We start from the raw sequence: 15020 nt of genomic DNA, 5'->3' as shown, positions 1-15020 counted from the left end.
GAGCACTTTACGGCCGAAGCTGAAAACACACCGACCAACTTTTTCCGGAGGCAGTCGTGCTGCGAGGAATGTCGACCGTGTCCTACTTCGCCGACGACGTCGCGGAGGCCCGCGCCTGGTACGCGGCGTTCCTCGGCGTGGAGGCGTACTTCGAGCGGAGCACGCCGGACGGGGTGCTCGCGTACGCCGAGTTCCGGATCGGCGACTACCAGGCCGAACTGGGGATCGTGGACCGCCGGTTCGAGGTGACGCCGTCGGCGGGACCGGCGGGCGAGATCGTCTACTGGGCCGTGGACGACCTCGCGGCGACCCTCGCGCGGCTGGCGGAGCTCGGCGCACGGGTGCACGACGAACCGCGGGTGCGCGGCGAGGGGTTCGTGACGGCGTCGGTGGTCGACCCGTTCGGCAACATCCTCGGCGTCATGACGAACCCCCACTACGTGTCCATCGCGGCGCGGAATCACCGCTGATCCTCCGCCGCGCGCCCTATCCTGCACAGATGCAGCTCGCCATCACGGGACACCGCGGCCTCTCCACCGACCTGGAGGCACGGGTCGACCGGATGATCCGCGACGTCGTCGCGGCCAACGGCGACGTCGTCGGGGTGTCGTGCCTGGCGGACGGCGCGGACGCCGTGTTCGCGCAGGCGGTGCTGGACGCGGGCGGGTCGCTCGTCGCGGTGCTGCCGGCCTCGCGGTACCGAGAGACGCTGCCGGCGGAGTACCGGCCCGTCTACGACCGGTTGCTCGCCCGTGCGGGCAAGGTGGTGCAGCTGCCGTACGTCACGCCCGACCCGCACGCCTACATGGAGGCGGGCAAGCGGATGGTCGACGAGTCGGACTCGCTGCTCGCCGTGTGGGACGGGCAGCCCGGCCGCGGCCCCGGCGGGACGGCCGACGTGGTCGCCTACGCGCGGTCGCGGGGCGTGCCCGTCACGGTGCTGTGGCCCGAGGGCGCGATCCGCTGAGCACGCGCCACACCACCGCCGGCGCGACCAACGCCGCCGGATGGGCGGCGAGCCGCGTGACGCGGACGTACGCCCGGTGGACCCGCGTGCTGCCAGGCACCGCGCCGGGCGTACCACTGCCGCAACCGGGTGCGCGGCGACGTCCGGCATCCGTCCACTTCGGACACCGCGCCGCCGGGCCGGGCGTCGCGGGTGAGCCGGTCCCGTTCCAGCGCCCGGTGCCGCAGGTCGCCTAAGCTCCACGGTCTACCACTGGCTGGGGGGGGAAACCGCATGAAGATGATCGAGCTGCCCGACGGGGCGGTGGTCACGGGGCGCGGGCTGCGCGACGGCAAGCTCGTGGAGCCGCACCCGGACTACGGGGTGTACCTGCAGCCCAGGTCCGTGGACGTGCCGTGGCCGCACGACTGGATCGACTGGCCGGACTTCCGCCTGCCGCGCGACCAGGAGGCGGCGGTGCGGATGATCCGCGCGCTGCACGCCCGCGCGCTGACCGGCGACCGGGTCGAGGTGGCGTGCAGCGGCGGCATCGGGCGCACCGGCACGGTGATCTCGTGCCTGGCGGTGCTGGCCGGGGTGCCCGCGGCCGAGGCCGTGGCGTGGACGCGGGCGCACTACCACCCGCGTGCCGTGGAGACGCCCTGGCAGAAGCGCTGGGTGCGCAAGTTCCCTGCTGTGTAGGGCCTAGGAGTCGAGCTGGACCGTCGTGCGCCGGTGCACGAGGTCGATGATCTCGGGCGGCACGGAGTCCCCGGCTTCGAGGAGCCGGGGCAGCAGCGCGGGTTCGGTGAGCACGGCGCGGAAGAACAGCTCGACCGTCACGTCGTGCTCCGGCCGGTGCACGACGGTGATCTCGTCGCTGGAGGCGATGGTTCCCGGCTCCCGCACGCGGAAGTAGGCGCCGGGCCGCGCGACCTGCGTGAACCGCTTGACCCAGCCCGTGCGGCCGAGGAAGCCCGCGAACGTCCGGCACGGGATGCGCGGCGCGGTGACCTCCAGCAGCGCCGTGCCGACGCGCCAGCGTTCGCCGATCCGGGCGTGGGTCTGGTCGATGCCCGAGGTGGTGAGGTTCTCGCCGAACTGGCCGTTGCGCAGGTCGGTGCCGAGTTCGGCCTGCCACCAGTCGAGGTCCTCGCGCGCGTAGGCGTAGACGGCCTGGTGCTCGCCGCCGTGGTGGACGATGTCGGCGATCGCGTCGCCCGCGACACCGCTGCCGGCGGTGCCTTTCGGGCCCGGTGCGCGGACGTCGAGCGGGCCGTCGACGGGGCGCTTGTCGATGCCGGTGGCGCCCTCCTGGGCGTAGTCGACGGGAACCGTTCGCTGGGCGATGTTCAACGAGAGCACGACGGGCATGGCACCGAGGTTATTGGCCGACCGCCTTCGCGGCGATCGAATTGACGTAGTCCTGGTACCGCCCGACCTTGTAGGTGATCAGGTCCATGCAGTCCTGCAACTGCTCCATCTGCCGCGCGACGCGGTCCTGGTGCTCCTTGAGGATCTCGAGGCGCTGCAGCTCGTTGCCGTCGCCCTGGCGCACCAGGTCGGTGTAGCGGCGGATCTCCGGCACCGGCATCCCGGACGTGCGCAGCATGATGCACATGCGCAGCCACTCGACGTCCTGCTGCGTGTAGACCCGGCGGCCGCCCGGTCCTCTGTGGACCTGGTGGGCCAGGATGCCCTCCTTCTCGTAGAAGCGCAGCGCGTGCACGCTCAGCCCGGTGCGTTCGGCGACCTGTCCGATGCTCAACTGCATGGGTTCGAGCATAGGTGTCGTGCTCCGGCACCGGCCGGTGCTTGACCTAGAGTGGTCTCTAGTTCCTAGGTTGGCCGGTATGAACATGCGTTATCGCGTACTCGGGGGAACCGGCATCGAGGTCAGCCACCACTGCCTCGGCGCCATGATGTTCGGCTCGGTGGCCAACGACGACCGCGACGAGGGCGTGCGGATCATCCACCGCGCCCTGGACGCGGGCATCAACTTCGTCGACACCGCCGACATGTACTCCGCCGGCGACTCGGAGGAGATCGTCGGCAAGGCGTTGCAGGGCAGGCGTGACGACGTCGTGCTGGCCACGAAGGTGCACTTCCCGCTGGGGGAGGGGCGCAACCGCAGCGGCAACTCGCGCCGCTACGTCGTGCGGGCGGTCGAGGACAGCCTGCGCCGGCTCGACACCGACTGGATCGACGTCTACCAGGTGCACCGGCCGGACTACACGACCGACGTCGAGGAGACGTTGTCGGTGCTCACGGACCTGGTGCGGGAGGGCAAGATCCGGGCGTTCGGCTGCTCGACGTTCCCGGCCTCGGAGATCGTCGAGGCGCACCACGTGGCGCTGAACCGCGGGCTGATGCGGTTCCGCACCGAGCAGCCGCCGTACTCGATGCTGGCGCGCGGCATCGAGCGGACCGTGCTGCCGACCTGTCAGCGGCTCGGCATGGGCGTGCTGGTGTGGAGCCCGCTCGCCAGCGGGTTCCTGTCGGGCCGGCACCGCCGCGGCGCATCGGCCGAGGCGTTCCGCGCGACGCTGACGCCGGACCGGTTCGACGAGTCGCTGCCGGGCAACGCGGCCAAGTTCGAGGCCGTGGAGAAGTTCGCGGAGCTCGCCGACGAGATGGGGGTGACGCTGCCGGCGCTCGCCATCGCGTTCGCGACGACGCACCCGGCGGTCACGTCCGCGATCACCGGGCCGCGCACGATGGAGCAGCTGGAGTCGCTGCTGGAGGGCGCTTCGCTGGTGCTGACCGACGACGTGCTGGACCGCATCGACGAGATCGTGCCGCCGGGCACCGACACCTACGACGTGCAGGCGGGCTGGAAGCCCGCGTCGCTGGTGGACGTGCACCAGCGACGCAGGCCTCTCGACCGGCGTTAGTGCCCCGGCCGCGACTACCGCGGACGAGCCCCGCGGGACAGGCCCCGGGTCACCAGGTCTGGGTGCTCAGGCCGGTGCCGAGGTAGATCTGGTCGAACCCGTTGCCGTCGTTGTCGTCGGTGTAGACGACGGTGACGCGGCCCCACGGGTCGACACCGACGGCCGGCTCGTCCTGCCGTCCGGTGGCGTTCGAGACCGTGAGCTGCCGCTCGGGACGGCCCGTGGTGGTGCCGTCGGGGTTGTAGACCTGGGTGTGGACGTCCTGCGCCTCGGTCGTGGTGACCGCGACGCCGAGCTGGTCGTCGATGCCGATCTGCGGGTCGGCGCCGGTGGTCGCGGCGACGGCGCCGCGCGGCGCCCCGGACGGGGTGAACGACTGCGAGCGCACCCCGGACTGCTCCCAGGCGACCGCGAAGTCGCCGTTGAAGGAGGCCGCCACGGCGGGGCGTTTTCCCTGCCCCGTCGTGGTCTGGGCGAGCTTGACGCCGCCGGACGCGGTGACGATCTTGCGGGCGACGTTCGCGTCCGCCTCCCACACGACGACGGCGTTGCCCGCGGCGCTCATCGCGACCCGCGGCTTGGCGTGGCTGCCGCCGGCGTTGTTGACCTGGGCCTCGTAGGTCTTGGAACCGATCGACGCGAACACGCTCACCCGCACGGTGGGCGCGGCCGTGCCCTGCTGGTCCTCCCACGTCACCGCGAAGCCGCCGGAGTCGGGATCGGCCGCCACGCTCGGGAAGTACTGCTGTCCGTCGGCGCTCGCGTTGGCCGTGCCGGAACCGGAGACGGTGCCCGTCGCGCTGACCGAGCGGACCGCGATGTTGTAGTAGCCGTTGCCGTCGGGGTCCTCGGACCAGACGACGACGGCGCTGCCGTCCTCGTGCAGCGCCACGTCGGGCTGCCAGTGGCGCCAGGAGCCGGAGCCGCCGGTCGACAGCTTCTTCTCGTAGACCGCCGACCCCTCCTTGAAGAGGCGGATCCAGACGTCGGAGTGGACCGGGTCGGCCGGGTCGGTGGTGTCGCGGTCGTCCTCCCACACGACGGCCGTGTAGCCGTTGCGGGTGGCCGAGACGGCGGCGTTGTCCTGGTCACCGGTCGCGTCGCTGTTGACCGTGGACCACGACATCGGGGCGGGTGCCAGCAGGAGGCTCGCGATCAGCAGTGTCTTCACGGCGCCTGCAATCCGGGGTTGGTGGCCTCGACGACGTAGCTGCCGACGGTCTTCACCGGGTAGTCGCGCACGGTGACCTTGTCGACGGCGCGGAAGTCGACGCGCATCTCGGTGGAGGTGGTCTGCGTCTTGACGTAGCCGCGCAGGTTCTTGAAGTACTTCACGTGCGGGTTCAGCGTCGGGTTGAGGCTGTTGTCGGCCGCGTTGCCGTCACCGCCGGAGGTGACCGACGTGGTGACGAGCTCGGTGCCGATGACCCGGTTCTGGGTGCCGTAGTTCTGCATGAGGTTCGCGGCCCAGCTGCGGTGCACGTCGCCGGTGAGCACGACGGTTCCCTTGTTGCCGTTGGTGTCCCACGCGTTCTGGATGCGCGCGCGGTTGGCGGTGTAGCCGTCCCACGCGTCCATGCTCTTGGACCCGTCCGCGGCGGCGAGCCGTTGCGCGAAGAACACCTGCTGGCCGAGGAAGTCCCACGTGCCGAGCTGCTGACGCAGCCCGTCGACCAGCCACGACTCCTGCGAGTTGCCGGTGAGCGTGCGCGCGGAGGCGTCGGCGTCGGGGCAGACCTTGGTGCCGTCGCCGCACGCCTGGTCGTCGCGGTACTGGCGGGTGTCGAGCATGTGGAACGTGGCGAGGCTGCCCCAGCGGACCCTGCGGTGCAGCAGCATGTTCTCCGCGCTCGGGGCCTGGGCGCTGCGCAGCGGCATGTGCTCGTAGTAGGCCTTGTAGGCGGCCGCGCGGCGGGCCTTGAAGTCGCCGGACGGGCTGCTGTCGTTGCGGACGAGGTTGGCGTAGTTGTTCTCCACCTCGTGGTCGTCCCAGACGACGAGCCACGGCGCGACGGCGTGCGCGGCCTGCAGGTCGGGGTCGGCCTTGTACTGCGCGTGGCGGACGCGGTACTGGGCGAGCGAGCTGATCTCGGTGGCCGGCGCGAACTTGCGGACCTTCGTGGTGGTCGCGGCGCCCTCGTAGATGTAGTCGCCGAGGTGCAGGATCAGGTCGGGGCTCTCCTCGGCCATCCTGCGGTACGCGGTGAAGAAGCCCTCCTCGTAGTGCGCGCACGACGCGAAGAGCATGGACAGCGCGGGCTGGGTGCCGACGGCCGGTGCCGTGAGGGCGCGGCCGACGGGGGAGATGTGGCCGCTCGCGCGGAAGCGGTACCAGTACTCGCGGCCCGGTTCGAGGCCGGTGAGGGTGACGTGCACGGAGTGCGCGCTCGCCTGCTGCGTCGTGACGGCGCCGGTGCGGGCGAGGCTCGTGAAGCGCTCGTCGGTGGCGACCTGCCACTCGACGGACGTGTCGGCGCTCGGCATGCCGCCGAGGCCGTCGGCGTTGAGGGGGTTCGGGGCGAGGCGGGTCCAGATCACGAACCCGTCCGCCGCCGGCTCGCCGGACGCGACCCCCAGGGTGAACGGGTAGCCGAGCGCGTTCGCCGGCGCGGTGGCGGCCAGTCCCAGGCCGGCCCCGGCGCTCGCTCCCGCGAGGCCGCCCACGATGAAGGTGCGTCTCCGTAACGTGGTCATGGTCGGCAGGCTTACCGAACGCGGGTAAAGGCCCGCCTAACGGAGTGGGGCTTCAAAGTGGTCTCCCACCAAGCAAAAGCCGCGTGGTAGTCCGTGTGGATGTCGAAGGCGTCGGCGAGGAGCTCCGCCGCGCACAGCGGGAGGCCGGTGTCCTGGACGGCGCGGTACAGCAGGGCGACGTGGTCACGTGACCACGCCTGCAGGCGCAGGCCGGGTAATCGCTCGGCCGCGCAGCAGGGCTGGGCGCACACGACGATGTCGAACCACTCGTCCTCGCGGTCGTTGAAGGCGACCGTGACGCCGAACCGGTCCGGGCGCAGGGCGGTGACGGTGCTGTGCCGGGTCTCGTAGTGCAGCGAGCAGGGCAGCGCGGCGAGCCGCTTGGCGGCGTGGCGGTCGGGGCCGCTGATCGGGACGTGCTCGGCGTGCGGGCCGTGGTCGAGCACGACGACGTCCCAGCAGCTGCGGGTCAGCCTGAGTGCGGTCGCGAGTCCGGAGACACCGGCGCCGACGACGAGTGCTGTGGCCATGCCAGCCCCTTCCCCCTAGGATTGAGGCTAGCGAACGTTCAGAAATTTCTGAAGACAGGGATGATGTGACGCGCGAGACAGAGCGCAGGCTGGCGACCGAGCACATGGCCCTCACGCTCGTGGGCGCCGGGATGCAGCGGATGGGCGCGCGGGTGCTGTCCGCGTTCCTGTTCACCGAGAAGGAGTCGCTGACCGCCGGCGACCTCGCGGAGGAGCTGGGGGTCAGCGCGGGGTCGGTGTCGGCCGCGGTCAGGATGGTCGTGCAGATGGGGGTGGTCGAGCGGGTCTACGTGGAGGGCAGCCGGCGCGAGCACTTCCGGATGCTCGACAACGCCTGGACCACGCTGTACTCGCGCCAGCACTCCGTCGTCGACGCCGTGCTCGGCGCGGTCGAGGCGGGGGTGGAGGCGGTCGGTCCCGGTCGCGCCCACGACCGGCTCGAGTACATGCGGGACTTCTACACGTTCCTGGTCAACGAGTCGCCGGTGCTGGTGGAGCGGTTCGAGCGGCAGCGGGCGCGGGACAAGCGCCGTGGAGAACCCCGTCCATGATCAGGTCGAGCATCCGCTTCGCCTGGTCCGGGTCGCCGTTCTGGGCGACGCCGACGAGCATCGCCATCAGGTCGAGCGGCTCGGTCCGCGCGTGCAGCGGGGCCAGCAGGCTCGACAGCGCCTCCGTCATCTTCGCGCGGCTGTGCTCGAACGGGTTGATGCCCAGGGCGATCACGGCCTGCAGCGCTTCCTTGAGGTCGCGCTTCGTCGCCGCGTAGGCGATGAAGCGGTCCATCCACTCCCGCAGCGCCGCCTCGGGTTCGTGGGTTTCCAGCAGTTCCGGCGCCGCGTCGCAGAGCTTCTCCAGCTCGGTGCGGTAGACCGCCTCGATCAGCGCCTCGCGGGTGGGGAAGTGCCGGTACAGCGTGCCGATGCCCACGCCCGCCTTCTTGGCGATGGCGCCGAGCGTCACGTCCTTCTCGTGGGTGAACGCGTCGAGCGCCACCTCGATCAGCAGCCCTCGGTTGCGGATCGCGTCAGCGCGCACTTCATCACTCCTACGGGGTACGTCACTTGCTAAACGGAGGCTCCTCCGTTTACGGTGGAACTCGAACCGGAGGCACCTCCGTTTCAGTGTACGACAAGGTTGGGGAATCAGATGAGCGAGCGCATCACCACCCCGTTCGGCTTCGAGACCACCGCTCTTGAGGTCGTCGAGGGCATCGACCTGTCCGGCCGTCGCGCCGTGGTCACCGGTGGGGCGTCCGGCATCGGCGTCGAGACTGTGCGGGCCCTCGCGGCCGCGGGCGCCGAGGTCACCATCGCCGCGCGCGACGTCGAGGCGGGCCGCCGGGTCGCGGCCGAGCTGTCCGCGGCCACGGGCAGCGAGAAGATCCTCGTGGCGCCGCTGGAGCTGACGTCGCAGGAGTCCGTGAAGGCCTTCGCCCGGGCCTGGGACGGCCCGCTGCACCTGCTGGTCAACAACGCGGGCGTGATGGCCGCGCCGCTGACCCGCACGCCGGAGGGCTGGGAGCTGCAGTTCGCCACGAACCACTTCGGCCACTTCACGCTGACGCTGGGCCTGTTCGACGCGCTGCGCGCCGAGGGTGCCCGCGTCGTGAACGTCAGCTCGGCGGGCCACCTCTCGAGCCCGGTGGTGTTCGAGGACATCCACTTCGAGCGCCGCGAGTACGACCGCTGGCAGGCGTACGGCCAGTCGAAGACGGCGAACGTGCTGTTCGGCGTGGAGGCCGGCCGCCGCTGGGCGTCGGAGGGCATCACGATGAACGCCCTGATGCCGGGCGTCATCCTCACGGCGCTGCAGCGCCACATCACGCAGGAGGAGCTGGCCGAACGGCGCCGGCTGCGCGGTGGTGACCGGCCGCTGCGGCTCAAGTCACCGGAGCAGGGCGCGGCCACCACGCTCGTCCTCGCGGTGTCACCCCTGGTGGAAGGCCGTTCTGGCCTCTACTTCGAAGACTGCGAAGAGGCGCTCCCGCACGCCGAGGGCATGACCAACGGCCTGGCCGCCCACGCGGCCGACCCCGAGGCCGCCGCCCAGCTGTGGAAGGTCTCCGAGGACACGCTGAAGGTGCAGGCATGATCAAGACTGGTTACGGGTTCGGGACGACAGCCCTGGAAGTGGCGGCGGCAGCCGACCTGGCGGGCCGTCGCGCCATCGTGACGGGCGGTGCCTCCGGCATCGGCGTGGAGACCGTCCGCGCCCTGGCCGCGGCGGGCGCCGAGGTCACGATCGCCGCCCGCGACGTCGACGCGGGCCAGCGGGTGGCCACCTCGCTCGCCCTGTCCACCGGCAACAGGCACATCACGGTCGCCCGCCTCGACCTCTCCGAGCAGGAGTCGGTGAAGGCGTTCGCCCGCAACTGGGACGGCCCGCTGCACCTGCTGGTCAACAACGCGGGCGTCATGGCCACCCCGCAGTCCCGCACGCGAGAGGGCTGGGAGCTCCAGTTCGCCACGAACCACTTCGGCCACTTCACGCTGACGCTGGGCCTGTTCAACTCGATGCGGGCCGAAGGCGCCCGAGTGGTGAACGTGAGCTCGTCGGCCCACCTGATGAGCGACGTCCACTTTGACGACCTCCACTACACCCGCCGCGAGTACGACCGCTGGCAGGCCTACGGCCAGTCGAAGACCGCGAACATCCTGTTCGGCGTGGAAGCCGGCCGCCGCTGGGCGTCGGAGGGCATCACGATGAACGCCCTCATGCCCGGCAGCATCGCCACCAACCTCCAGCGCCACCTGACCCGCGAGGAACTCCAGGAGCGCCTCCGCCGCAGCGGCGCCACCGCCACCCGCCGGGTGAAGACGCCGGAACAGGGCGCCGCCACCACCCTGGTGGTCGCCACCACGCCCCTGCTGGCGGGCATCTCGGGCCGCTACTTCGAGGACTGCGCCGAGGCCGCACCGGCCGAAGCCGGCTCGCACCTGCGGGGCGTGGCCCCGTACGCCCAGGACCCGGAAGCAGCGGCCCACCTCTGGAAGGTGTCCGAGGAAATCCTCTGGTCCCTACGAGCGGCCTGACGGCCCGCTGGCGTGACGGCCCGCCTGCCGTGGCGGCTCGCCGTGCCTGTCGGGCCTGCCGGCCCAGGGGACTGGCGGCTCGCTGGACCTGGCAGCCCGCCAGGAGCGGCGGCACGACAGTCCGGCAGGCCTGTCGGCGTGTCTGGCCTGTCGGCCTGTTGGGCTTGACGGCCCGGGGGACCTGGTGGCCCATGGAACCTGGTGTCCCAGGGGACTTGGCGGCTCGCCGGACCTGACAGCCCGCCAGGAGCGGCGCCCTACAGTCCGGCATGCCTGCCGGCGTGCCGGGTCTGACGGCCTGACGGCTCAAGGGACTTGGCGGCTAACCAGACCTGGCAACCCGCCGGGAGCGGCAGCACGACAGCCCGGCAGGCCTGGCCGCTCGGCCAGTCCTGCCAGTCCTGCCAGTCCTGCCGGTTCAGGCCGAGCCGGCAGGACTGGCGGGCGCTACCTCCCAGCGGCAGGGCAGGCGCTACCGCCCAGCGGCGCGGCGCGCACCGCCATCCCGCTCCCCGCCGTGAAGCAGCTACGGGGCGCCGGCGCTAGAGCACGATCGTGTTCTGACCCGCAACGATCCTCCACACACCGTCCTCTTTGGACAGCACGTAGAGCGGCGAGCCCTCCTTCTGGTCGGCGATCACCTCGCCGGCGGGGGTGACCGGGCGCTGGCGGATCTTCACGGCCGCCACGTCAGGGCGGATGAACAGGACGTCCTCCACCTCGTACGTGGCGGTCGACTCCTTCGTCGAGCCGGGCAGCCGCTGCCGGGTGAAGGCGGCGATCTCGTCGAGTCCCGTGAGGCGCTTGCCGTGCGCGGTCGTCCAGATCGCGTCGGAGCGGAAGAGGCCGAGGAACTCCTCCGCGAGCTCGTTCTGCTGCGAGTGCTGGACGGTGGCCACGAGCTGGTCGATCTCGGTGATGTCGCTCATGGCCGAGATCGTCTTACCTCCAGCGGGCTGGAGGTCAAGCGCGCGGTGCCACCCGTGACTCGTAGGAGGCCGGGCGGTACCTCGGGTCGAAGAAGCAGCCCGTGCCGTACTTCCTGTCCAGGACCGGGCAGGAGGCCGCGATCAGGAAGGGGTTGGAGCGCACGCCGGACTTCTCCCACGCCGCCAGCGACCGCATGGCGGCCGCGTACTCGGAGTCGCTGAACGCGCTGTGCGTCGCCTCGGTCGTGAAGGTCTGCACGAGGTTGTGCGAACGGCCCGCTTTCCGCACGGTGTCGCGGTAGGCCGACTCGTGCTCGACGAACGCCGTCGGGTCGCCGATCGCGTGCACCGACAGGACCGGGATGCCGATCTTGCCGGTCAGGTCGCTGTCGTGGGCCAGCTCGGCGCGGGCCGCGGGATCAGCCGCGAAGCGTTCCACGCCGGCGTTCAACGCCTTGTCGTCGTGCGAGCCGCGGTAGGTGACACCGGTGTTGCTGAACGGGTTCCGGTTGCCGAGGCGGTTGTGCACGATGTCGCGGAAGGTGAACGTCGCGAAGTTCAGGTGCGAGGTCAGGGTCTCCTCGGGGATCTTGGTGACCGCGAGGATGTCGTCGAGCTTGCGCTGCTGCTCCGGAGTGCGGCTGCCCGCCACGCCCAGACACTCCTCGACCCGGCCGCGCAGGCCGGCGGTCGTCATCGTCGAGTCCGCGCGAAGTCCTTGCCACAGCGGGTACTGCACCTCGGACGGGCGCGGGTGGTTGCCGCAGTAGTACTGGTAGACCGCGCGCAGGTCGACGCGGTAGTCGTAGCCGCGCGAGCCTCCCGCCAGCACGCCGCTGGTGAGCAGGGCCGCGTCGTAGCCCTGGTACAGCTCGATGGTCTTGGCTGCGACGTTGCCGCCCCACGACTGGCCGTGCAGGAACACCTTGCGGGGCTTCAGCATCGCGCTGACCGTCCTGCGCAGGTTGTCCGTGTCCTCGGCGGCCATCCGCGTGCCGTAGCCGCCGCGCCGGTAGGACGTGCCCGCCCACGCGTAGCCTTCCTCGGCCATGACCGCCCAGCGGTTCAGGTCGTCACGGGTGCGCTCGGGCGTGGGGTCGCCGAGGTCGGGGCCGCCGTGCGAGTGCACGACCAGCGCCTTGTTCCACTTCTCGGGCACGGCGATCGTGTAGTACGCGCCGTTGGCGTCCCGTCCCTCGTAGCAGGTGGTGCCTGCGGGGACGTTCTCCGGGCACGGTGCGGTCGGGGGCAGGTGCACCGCAGACGTGAGGCTCGCGGTGAGTGCGAATGCCAGCAGGACGTTCATGGCGGAATCGTCGGCCCGCTCCGCCGAGTGGTCCAGCTCACGCGGGCAAACTTGGGACTTCCCTGACGTTGCGTCCGCGGTGCGTCACGTGCGGCGACCATGATCGCGGTACGGTCGTGGCGTGCGGTACCCACCCGAACCCTGGCACCTGCGGGGATCCGCCGTGATCTCGGTGTTCCGAGTTCCCCGCGGCCTCGTCCCGAGCGGACACCTCCCGGCCGGAGCGCGGCTGATCACGCTGGCGGGCAACACCTTCGTGGCCGTCGCCTTCGTGACCTACGCACCGGGCAGCGTCCTGTCCTACGACGAGCTGCTCGTCGCCGCGCCGGTCTGGGACCGCGGCTCGCCGGCCGTGTCGGTGCCGCAGATCTGGGTCGACAGCGAGTCCTCGCGCGACGGCGGCCGGGAACTGTGGGCCATCCCGAAGCAGCTCGCCCGGTTCGGCGAGGGCTCGTCGATCGCGGCGGTCGCCGTCACCGGCGGACTGCGGCTGCCCGGCGGGTGGAGGTTCGCGGGCCCCACCGCGCAACGCCTCGACGGCAGGGACGTGCGCACGCACGCGGCCATGTCCGGCCGGATCCGGCTGGTCCGGACCGGGTGGCTGATCCCCGCCGGCGGGCCGCTCGGCTACCTCACCGGGCGCACGCCGCTGGTGAGCGTCGCGCTCGACGACATGCGGCTGACGTTCGGTCAGGCCCGGTAGCGGACGCTGCCGAGCACGTGCCGCGCCCACGCGTGGTCGGCGGGGTCGTCGTACAGGCACGTGACGATCAGCAGTTCACCGGCCCGTGCCACGTGCCCGTAGAACTCGTGCCGGATCGTGGTCAGCCAGAGCGAGTGCCGCAGCTCGACGCCGTCCTCGACCAGCAGCCGCTGCCCGGCGGGCACGGACGGCGCGCCCGCGAGCGACATCTGCAACAGGCACCGGGCCGACACGCCGGGTGCCTTGCGGGTGTCGAGGAAGACCGTGCGGCCGGGGCCGGCGAACTTCAGGCCCTCCGCGGCGAGGTGCGGGGTCGTGCCGGCGGTGCGCTCGATGCTCCACGGGCCGCGCAGCTCCTGCCGGATCGAGATCGGCAGCGCCACCGGGAACGCGCTGAGCACGTGGTCGCGGTCCCACACCCTGCCGAGCAACGGGTGCGCGACGAGGTCGGGCGGCGCGCCGGGCTCCACGACCTCCGCGACGACCTCGGCGCCGTCGAGTCCTTCCCACGGTTTGATGTCGTGCGCGAACGTGCCGGTCAGCCGCAGCGACTCCGCACCCCACGACGCGGCGGCGCGCCGGGCGTCCTGCTCCGTGACCCGCATCCACGCGCTGAACCACAGCTCCAGATCACCCGTCAGCTCCACGGGCAGCACGCACCGGACGTACGCCGAGTCGGCGCCCACGAGCACGTTGCCGTCCGCGAGGCGTTCGGCGCCCCTGGCACGGGCGGGCAAGCCGAGGTCGAGGTCGAGCGCGCCGTCCTCGTCGACCTCCGCGCCGCAGCACGCGCAGGCCGTCACCCGGCGTACCGCACGCTGTTGAGCACGTGGCGGGCCCACGAGCGGTCGGCGGGGTAGCGGTAGACGCAGCGCACGGAGAGCATCGTGCCCCGCCGCACGACGTGCCCGTGGAACACCTGCTCCTCCTGGCCGTAGATGACCTCGCTGAGCCAGAACGCGTGCCGCAGCTCCTCGCCGTCGTGCTCGACGGAGTGCTCCGCGGTCGCCGGGTAGCCGTCGAGCACCGCGCCCAGGAAGTCGCTCGGGCTGCCGGCGGTGAGGTCGCGGTAGACGTCGATGGCGACCGACCGGCCGGGGCTCGTGAACCGGACGGTGCGGCCCTCGATCACGCACCGCATGCCCTCGGTGCGCTCGATCGTCCACACCTCGCCGAACTTCTCCCGCACGGGCACCGGCAACGGGTGGCGGATGCGGCTGAGCACCTCGTCGCGGTTCCAGTCCTGCTCCAGCAACGGGTGCGAGGTGAAGTACGGCAGCTCGTCGGCGTTGAGGACCGCCGCCTCGGCGTGCACGCCGAGGACGTCCCACGGCCTGATGACGTTCGCGAACCTGCCCGCCACCCGCAGGTTGGAATATTCGCCGTCGTTGTCCCACACGGCGTGGGCGTACATGGCGTCGACCTTGCTGATCTGCATCCACGCGCCGAACACGAGCTCGGTTCCGCCGGTCAGCTGCACGGGGAGCAGGCAACGGAGGTAGGTGTCACCGTCCGGACCGACGAGCAGTCCGCCTGTCGGCGCGGCGAGCTGCTCGCCGGGCACGCCCACCAGCTGCTCCGGACGGTTCAACCGGTAGTCGATGCGGTCCGTCGACGAGATCTCGGCTCCGCAGCATCCGCATTGGACGGTCATGCGCGCACATGTTAGAGCTCTTCGGAGTTCAGCAATCGCGAACGCACCAGAAACCGCACTCCCAGGGGAGCCTCCAGCGAGAAACCGCTCCCACGCCCCGGCACCACGTCGATCGTCAGGTGCGTGTGGCTCCAGTACTCGAACTGCGCTGCCGACATCCAGACGGGCACGGAGAAACCGGACTCCACCGCGAGGTCACCCAGGTGCACGTCGGCCGAGCCCGTGCGGAACTCCCCGGCGGGGTAGCACATGGGGGCCGAGCCGTCGCAGCAGCCGCCGGACTGGTGGAACATCAGCTCGCCGTGGTCCGCCCGGAGGCGGCGGAGGAC

General features: G+C 71.3%; 19 protein-coding genes. 8 read left to right on the top strand and 11 right to left on the bottom strand.

From position 1 onward, the window contains the following. The first annotated feature begins 68 nt into the window (after positions 1-68). The 3 genes from ACFWGZ_RS16620 to ACFWGZ_RS16610 all read left to right on the top strand — a co-directional run bounded on the left by ACFWGZ_RS16620 (position 69) and on the right by ACFWGZ_RS16610 (position 1648). Positions 69-470 carry a VOC family protein gene (locus ACFWGZ_RS16620; RefSeq protein WP_382452375.1) on the top strand — a complete coding sequence of 134 codons (402 nt, stop codon included), beginning with the start codon at positions 69-71 and terminating at the stop codon, positions 468-470. Between the two features lie 29 nt (positions 471-499). Then, a complete protein-coding gene (locus ACFWGZ_RS16615; RefSeq protein WP_382452374.1) occupies positions 500-967 on the top strand; it encodes a hypothetical protein in 468 nt (155 codons plus the stop codon). 279 nt (positions 968-1246) lie between these two features. Then, positions 1247-1648, top strand: coding sequence for a protein-tyrosine phosphatase family protein (locus ACFWGZ_RS16610; RefSeq protein ID WP_382452396.1), 402 nt, complete (start codon positions 1247-1249; stop codon positions 1646-1648). A gap of 3 nt (positions 1649-1651) precedes the next feature. Here the strand turns inward: ACFWGZ_RS16610 and ACFWGZ_RS16605 are convergent, their stop codons facing one another. Beyond that, positions 1652-2320 carry an MOSC domain-containing protein gene (locus ACFWGZ_RS16605; protein WP_382452373.1) on the bottom strand — a complete coding sequence of 223 codons (669 nt, stop codon included), beginning with the start codon at positions 2318-2320 and terminating at the stop codon, positions 1652-1654. 10 nt (positions 2321-2330) lie between these two features. Next, complete coding sequence (locus tag ACFWGZ_RS16600) at positions 2331-2720, bottom strand: MerR family transcriptional regulator (RefSeq protein WP_382452372.1); 390 nt, start codon at positions 2718-2720, stop codon at positions 2331-2333. A gap of 85 nt (positions 2721-2805) precedes the next feature. Here ACFWGZ_RS16600 and ACFWGZ_RS16595 point away from each other — a divergent pair, with 85 nt between their 5' ends. Beyond that, positions 2806-3840, top strand: a complete 1035-nt coding sequence (locus ACFWGZ_RS16595; protein ID WP_382452395.1) for an aldo/keto reductase — start codon at positions 2806-2808, stop codon at positions 3838-3840. A 49-nt stretch (positions 3841-3889) separates the two neighbouring features. Here the strand turns inward: ACFWGZ_RS16595 and ACFWGZ_RS16590 are convergent, their stop codons facing one another. From ACFWGZ_RS16590 to ACFWGZ_RS16580, 3 genes are read right to left on the bottom strand one after another with little or no spacing between them, the layout of a single operon-like run. Then, positions 3890-5011: a hypothetical protein gene (locus ACFWGZ_RS16590; protein WP_382452371.1), complete on the bottom strand. Its 1122-nt coding sequence runs from the start codon at positions 5009-5011 to the stop codon at positions 3890-3892. Next, the gene (locus ACFWGZ_RS16585; RefSeq protein ID WP_382452370.1) at positions 5008-6534 is read right to left on the bottom strand and encodes an alkaline phosphatase D family protein; all 1527 of its coding nucleotides are present in this window, start codon (positions 6532-6534) and stop codon (positions 5008-5010) included. Before ACFWGZ_RS16585 ends, ACFWGZ_RS16590 begins: the two co-directional genes overlap by 4 nt. A gap of 11 nt (positions 6535-6545) precedes the next feature. Further along, the gene (locus ACFWGZ_RS16580; protein ID WP_382452369.1) at positions 6546-7064 is read right to left on the bottom strand and encodes an NAD(P)-binding protein; all 519 of its coding nucleotides are present in this window, start codon (positions 7062-7064) and stop codon (positions 6546-6548) included. A gap of 65 nt (positions 7065-7129) precedes the next feature. Between ACFWGZ_RS16580 and ACFWGZ_RS16575 the strand changes: the two genes are divergently transcribed. Beyond that, positions 7130-7615 carry a GbsR/MarR family transcriptional regulator gene (locus ACFWGZ_RS16575; protein WP_382452368.1) on the top strand — a complete coding sequence of 162 codons (486 nt, stop codon included), beginning with the start codon at positions 7130-7132 and terminating at the stop codon, positions 7613-7615. On the opposite strand, the gene ACFWGZ_RS16570 is transcribed toward ACFWGZ_RS16575, so the two are convergent. Next, positions 7536-8102 carry a TetR/AcrR family transcriptional regulator gene (locus ACFWGZ_RS16570; protein WP_382452367.1) on the bottom strand — a complete coding sequence of 189 codons (567 nt, stop codon included), beginning with the start codon at positions 8100-8102 and terminating at the stop codon, positions 7536-7538. The two genes, ACFWGZ_RS16575 and ACFWGZ_RS16570, sit on opposite strands and share 80 nt — an antisense overlap. A gap of 111 nt (positions 8103-8213) precedes the next feature. Here ACFWGZ_RS16570 and ACFWGZ_RS16565 point away from each other — a divergent pair, with 111 nt between their 5' ends. Continuing rightward, entirely contained in the window at positions 8214-9158 is a 945-nt protein-coding gene (locus tag ACFWGZ_RS16565) for an SDR family NAD(P)-dependent oxidoreductase (protein ID WP_382452366.1), read from the top strand. Continuing rightward, positions 9155-10099: an SDR family NAD(P)-dependent oxidoreductase gene (locus ACFWGZ_RS16560; RefSeq protein WP_382452365.1), complete on the top strand. Its 945-nt coding sequence runs from the start codon at positions 9155-9157 to the stop codon at positions 10097-10099. The genes ACFWGZ_RS16565 and ACFWGZ_RS16560 overlap by 4 nt, the downstream gene beginning before the upstream one ends. 542 nt (positions 10100-10641) lie before the next feature. Here ACFWGZ_RS16560 and ACFWGZ_RS16555 read toward each other — a convergent pair. Then, a complete protein-coding gene (locus tag ACFWGZ_RS16555) occupies positions 10642-11028 on the bottom strand; it encodes an SgcJ/EcaC family oxidoreductase (RefSeq protein ID WP_382452364.1) in 387 nt (128 codons plus the stop codon). 34 nt (positions 11029-11062) lie between these two features. Then, positions 11063-12334: an alpha/beta hydrolase family protein gene (locus ACFWGZ_RS16550; RefSeq protein ID WP_382452363.1), complete on the bottom strand. Its 1272-nt coding sequence runs from the start codon at positions 12332-12334 to the stop codon at positions 11063-11065. A 121-nt stretch (positions 12335-12455) separates the two neighbouring features. Here ACFWGZ_RS16550 and ACFWGZ_RS16545 point away from each other — a divergent pair, with 121 nt between their 5' ends. Then, positions 12456-13037: an acetoacetate decarboxylase family protein gene (locus tag ACFWGZ_RS16545; RefSeq protein WP_382452362.1), complete on the top strand. Its 582-nt coding sequence runs from the start codon at positions 12456-12458 to the stop codon at positions 13035-13037. Here ACFWGZ_RS16545 and ACFWGZ_RS16540 read toward each other — a convergent pair. The 3 genes from ACFWGZ_RS16540 to ACFWGZ_RS16530 all read right to left on the bottom strand — a co-directional run. Beyond that, on the bottom strand, positions 13025-13840 hold the full coding sequence (locus tag ACFWGZ_RS16540) for a hypothetical protein (protein WP_382452361.1): 816 nt from the start codon (positions 13838-13840) through the stop codon (positions 13025-13027). The genes ACFWGZ_RS16545 and ACFWGZ_RS16540 overlap by 13 nt on opposite strands. Continuing rightward, complete coding sequence (locus ACFWGZ_RS16535) at positions 13837-14691, bottom strand: DUF2199 domain-containing protein (RefSeq protein WP_382452360.1); 855 nt, start codon at positions 14689-14691, stop codon at positions 13837-13839. Before ACFWGZ_RS16535 ends, ACFWGZ_RS16540 begins: the two co-directional genes overlap by 4 nt. An 11-nt stretch (positions 14692-14702) precedes the next feature. Further along, positions 14703-15020, bottom strand: a 318-nt coding sequence (locus tag ACFWGZ_RS16530; RefSeq protein WP_382452359.1) for a DUF779 domain-containing protein, incomplete at its 5' end; no start/stop codon positions are given.

Source organism: Lentzea sp. NPDC060358 (assembly GCF_042725365.1).
Classification (GTDB): domain Bacteria; phylum Actinomycetota; class Actinomycetes; order Mycobacteriales; family Pseudonocardiaceae; genus Lentzea.
Note: the sequence above shows the minus strand (reverse complement) of the source record. Positions and strands in the feature narration are given on the sequence as shown.

What these genes read in the sequence shown, in the direction of transcription:
- ACFWGZ_RS16600 (WP_382452372.1), bottom strand. Translation starts at nt 2,720, where the DNA reads ATGCAGTTGAGCATCGGACAGGTCGCCGAACGCACCGGGCTGAGCGTG.
- ACFWGZ_RS16610 (WP_382452396.1), top strand. Translation starts at nt 1,247, where the DNA reads ATGATCGAGCTGCCCGACGGGGCGGTGGTCACGGGGCGCGGGCTGCGC.
- ACFWGZ_RS16615 (WP_382452374.1), top strand. Translation starts at nt 500, where the DNA reads ATGCAGCTCGCCATCACGGGACACCGCGGCCTCTCCACCGACCTGGAG.
- ACFWGZ_RS16565 (WP_382452366.1), top strand. Translation starts at nt 8,214, where the DNA reads ATGAGCGAGCGCATCACCACCCCGTTCGGCTTCGAGACCACCGCTCTT.
- ACFWGZ_RS16535 (WP_382452360.1), bottom strand. Translation starts at nt 14,691, where the DNA reads ATGACCGTCCAATGCGGATGCTGCGGAGCCGAGATCTCGTCGACGGAC.
- ACFWGZ_RS16555 (WP_382452364.1), bottom strand. Translation starts at nt 11,028, where the DNA reads ATGAGCGACATCACCGAGATCGACCAGCTCGTGGCCACCGTCCAGCAC.
- ACFWGZ_RS16580 (WP_382452369.1), bottom strand. Translation starts at nt 7,064, where the DNA reads ATGGCCACAGCACTCGTCGTCGGCGCCGGTGTCTCCGGACTCGCGACC.
- ACFWGZ_RS16585 (WP_382452370.1), bottom strand. Translation starts at nt 6,534, where the DNA reads ATGACCACGTTACGGAGACGCACCTTCATCGTGGGCGGCCTCGCGGGA.
- ACFWGZ_RS16605 (WP_382452373.1), bottom strand. Translation starts at nt 2,320, where the DNA reads ATGCCCGTCGTGCTCTCGTTGAACATCGCCCAGCGAACGGTTCCCGTC.
- ACFWGZ_RS16550 (WP_382452363.1), bottom strand. Translation starts at nt 12,334, where the DNA reads ATGAACGTCCTGCTGGCATTCGCACTCACCGCGAGCCTCACGTCTGCG.
- ACFWGZ_RS16595 (WP_382452395.1), top strand. Translation starts at nt 2,806, where the DNA reads ATGCGTTATCGCGTACTCGGGGGAACCGGCATCGAGGTCAGCCACCAC.
- ACFWGZ_RS16560 (WP_382452365.1), top strand. Translation starts at nt 9,155, where the DNA reads ATGATCAAGACTGGTTACGGGTTCGGGACGACAGCCCTGGAAGTGGCG.
- ACFWGZ_RS16620 (WP_382452375.1), top strand. Translation starts at nt 69, where the DNA reads ATGTCGACCGTGTCCTACTTCGCCGACGACGTCGCGGAGGCCCGCGCC.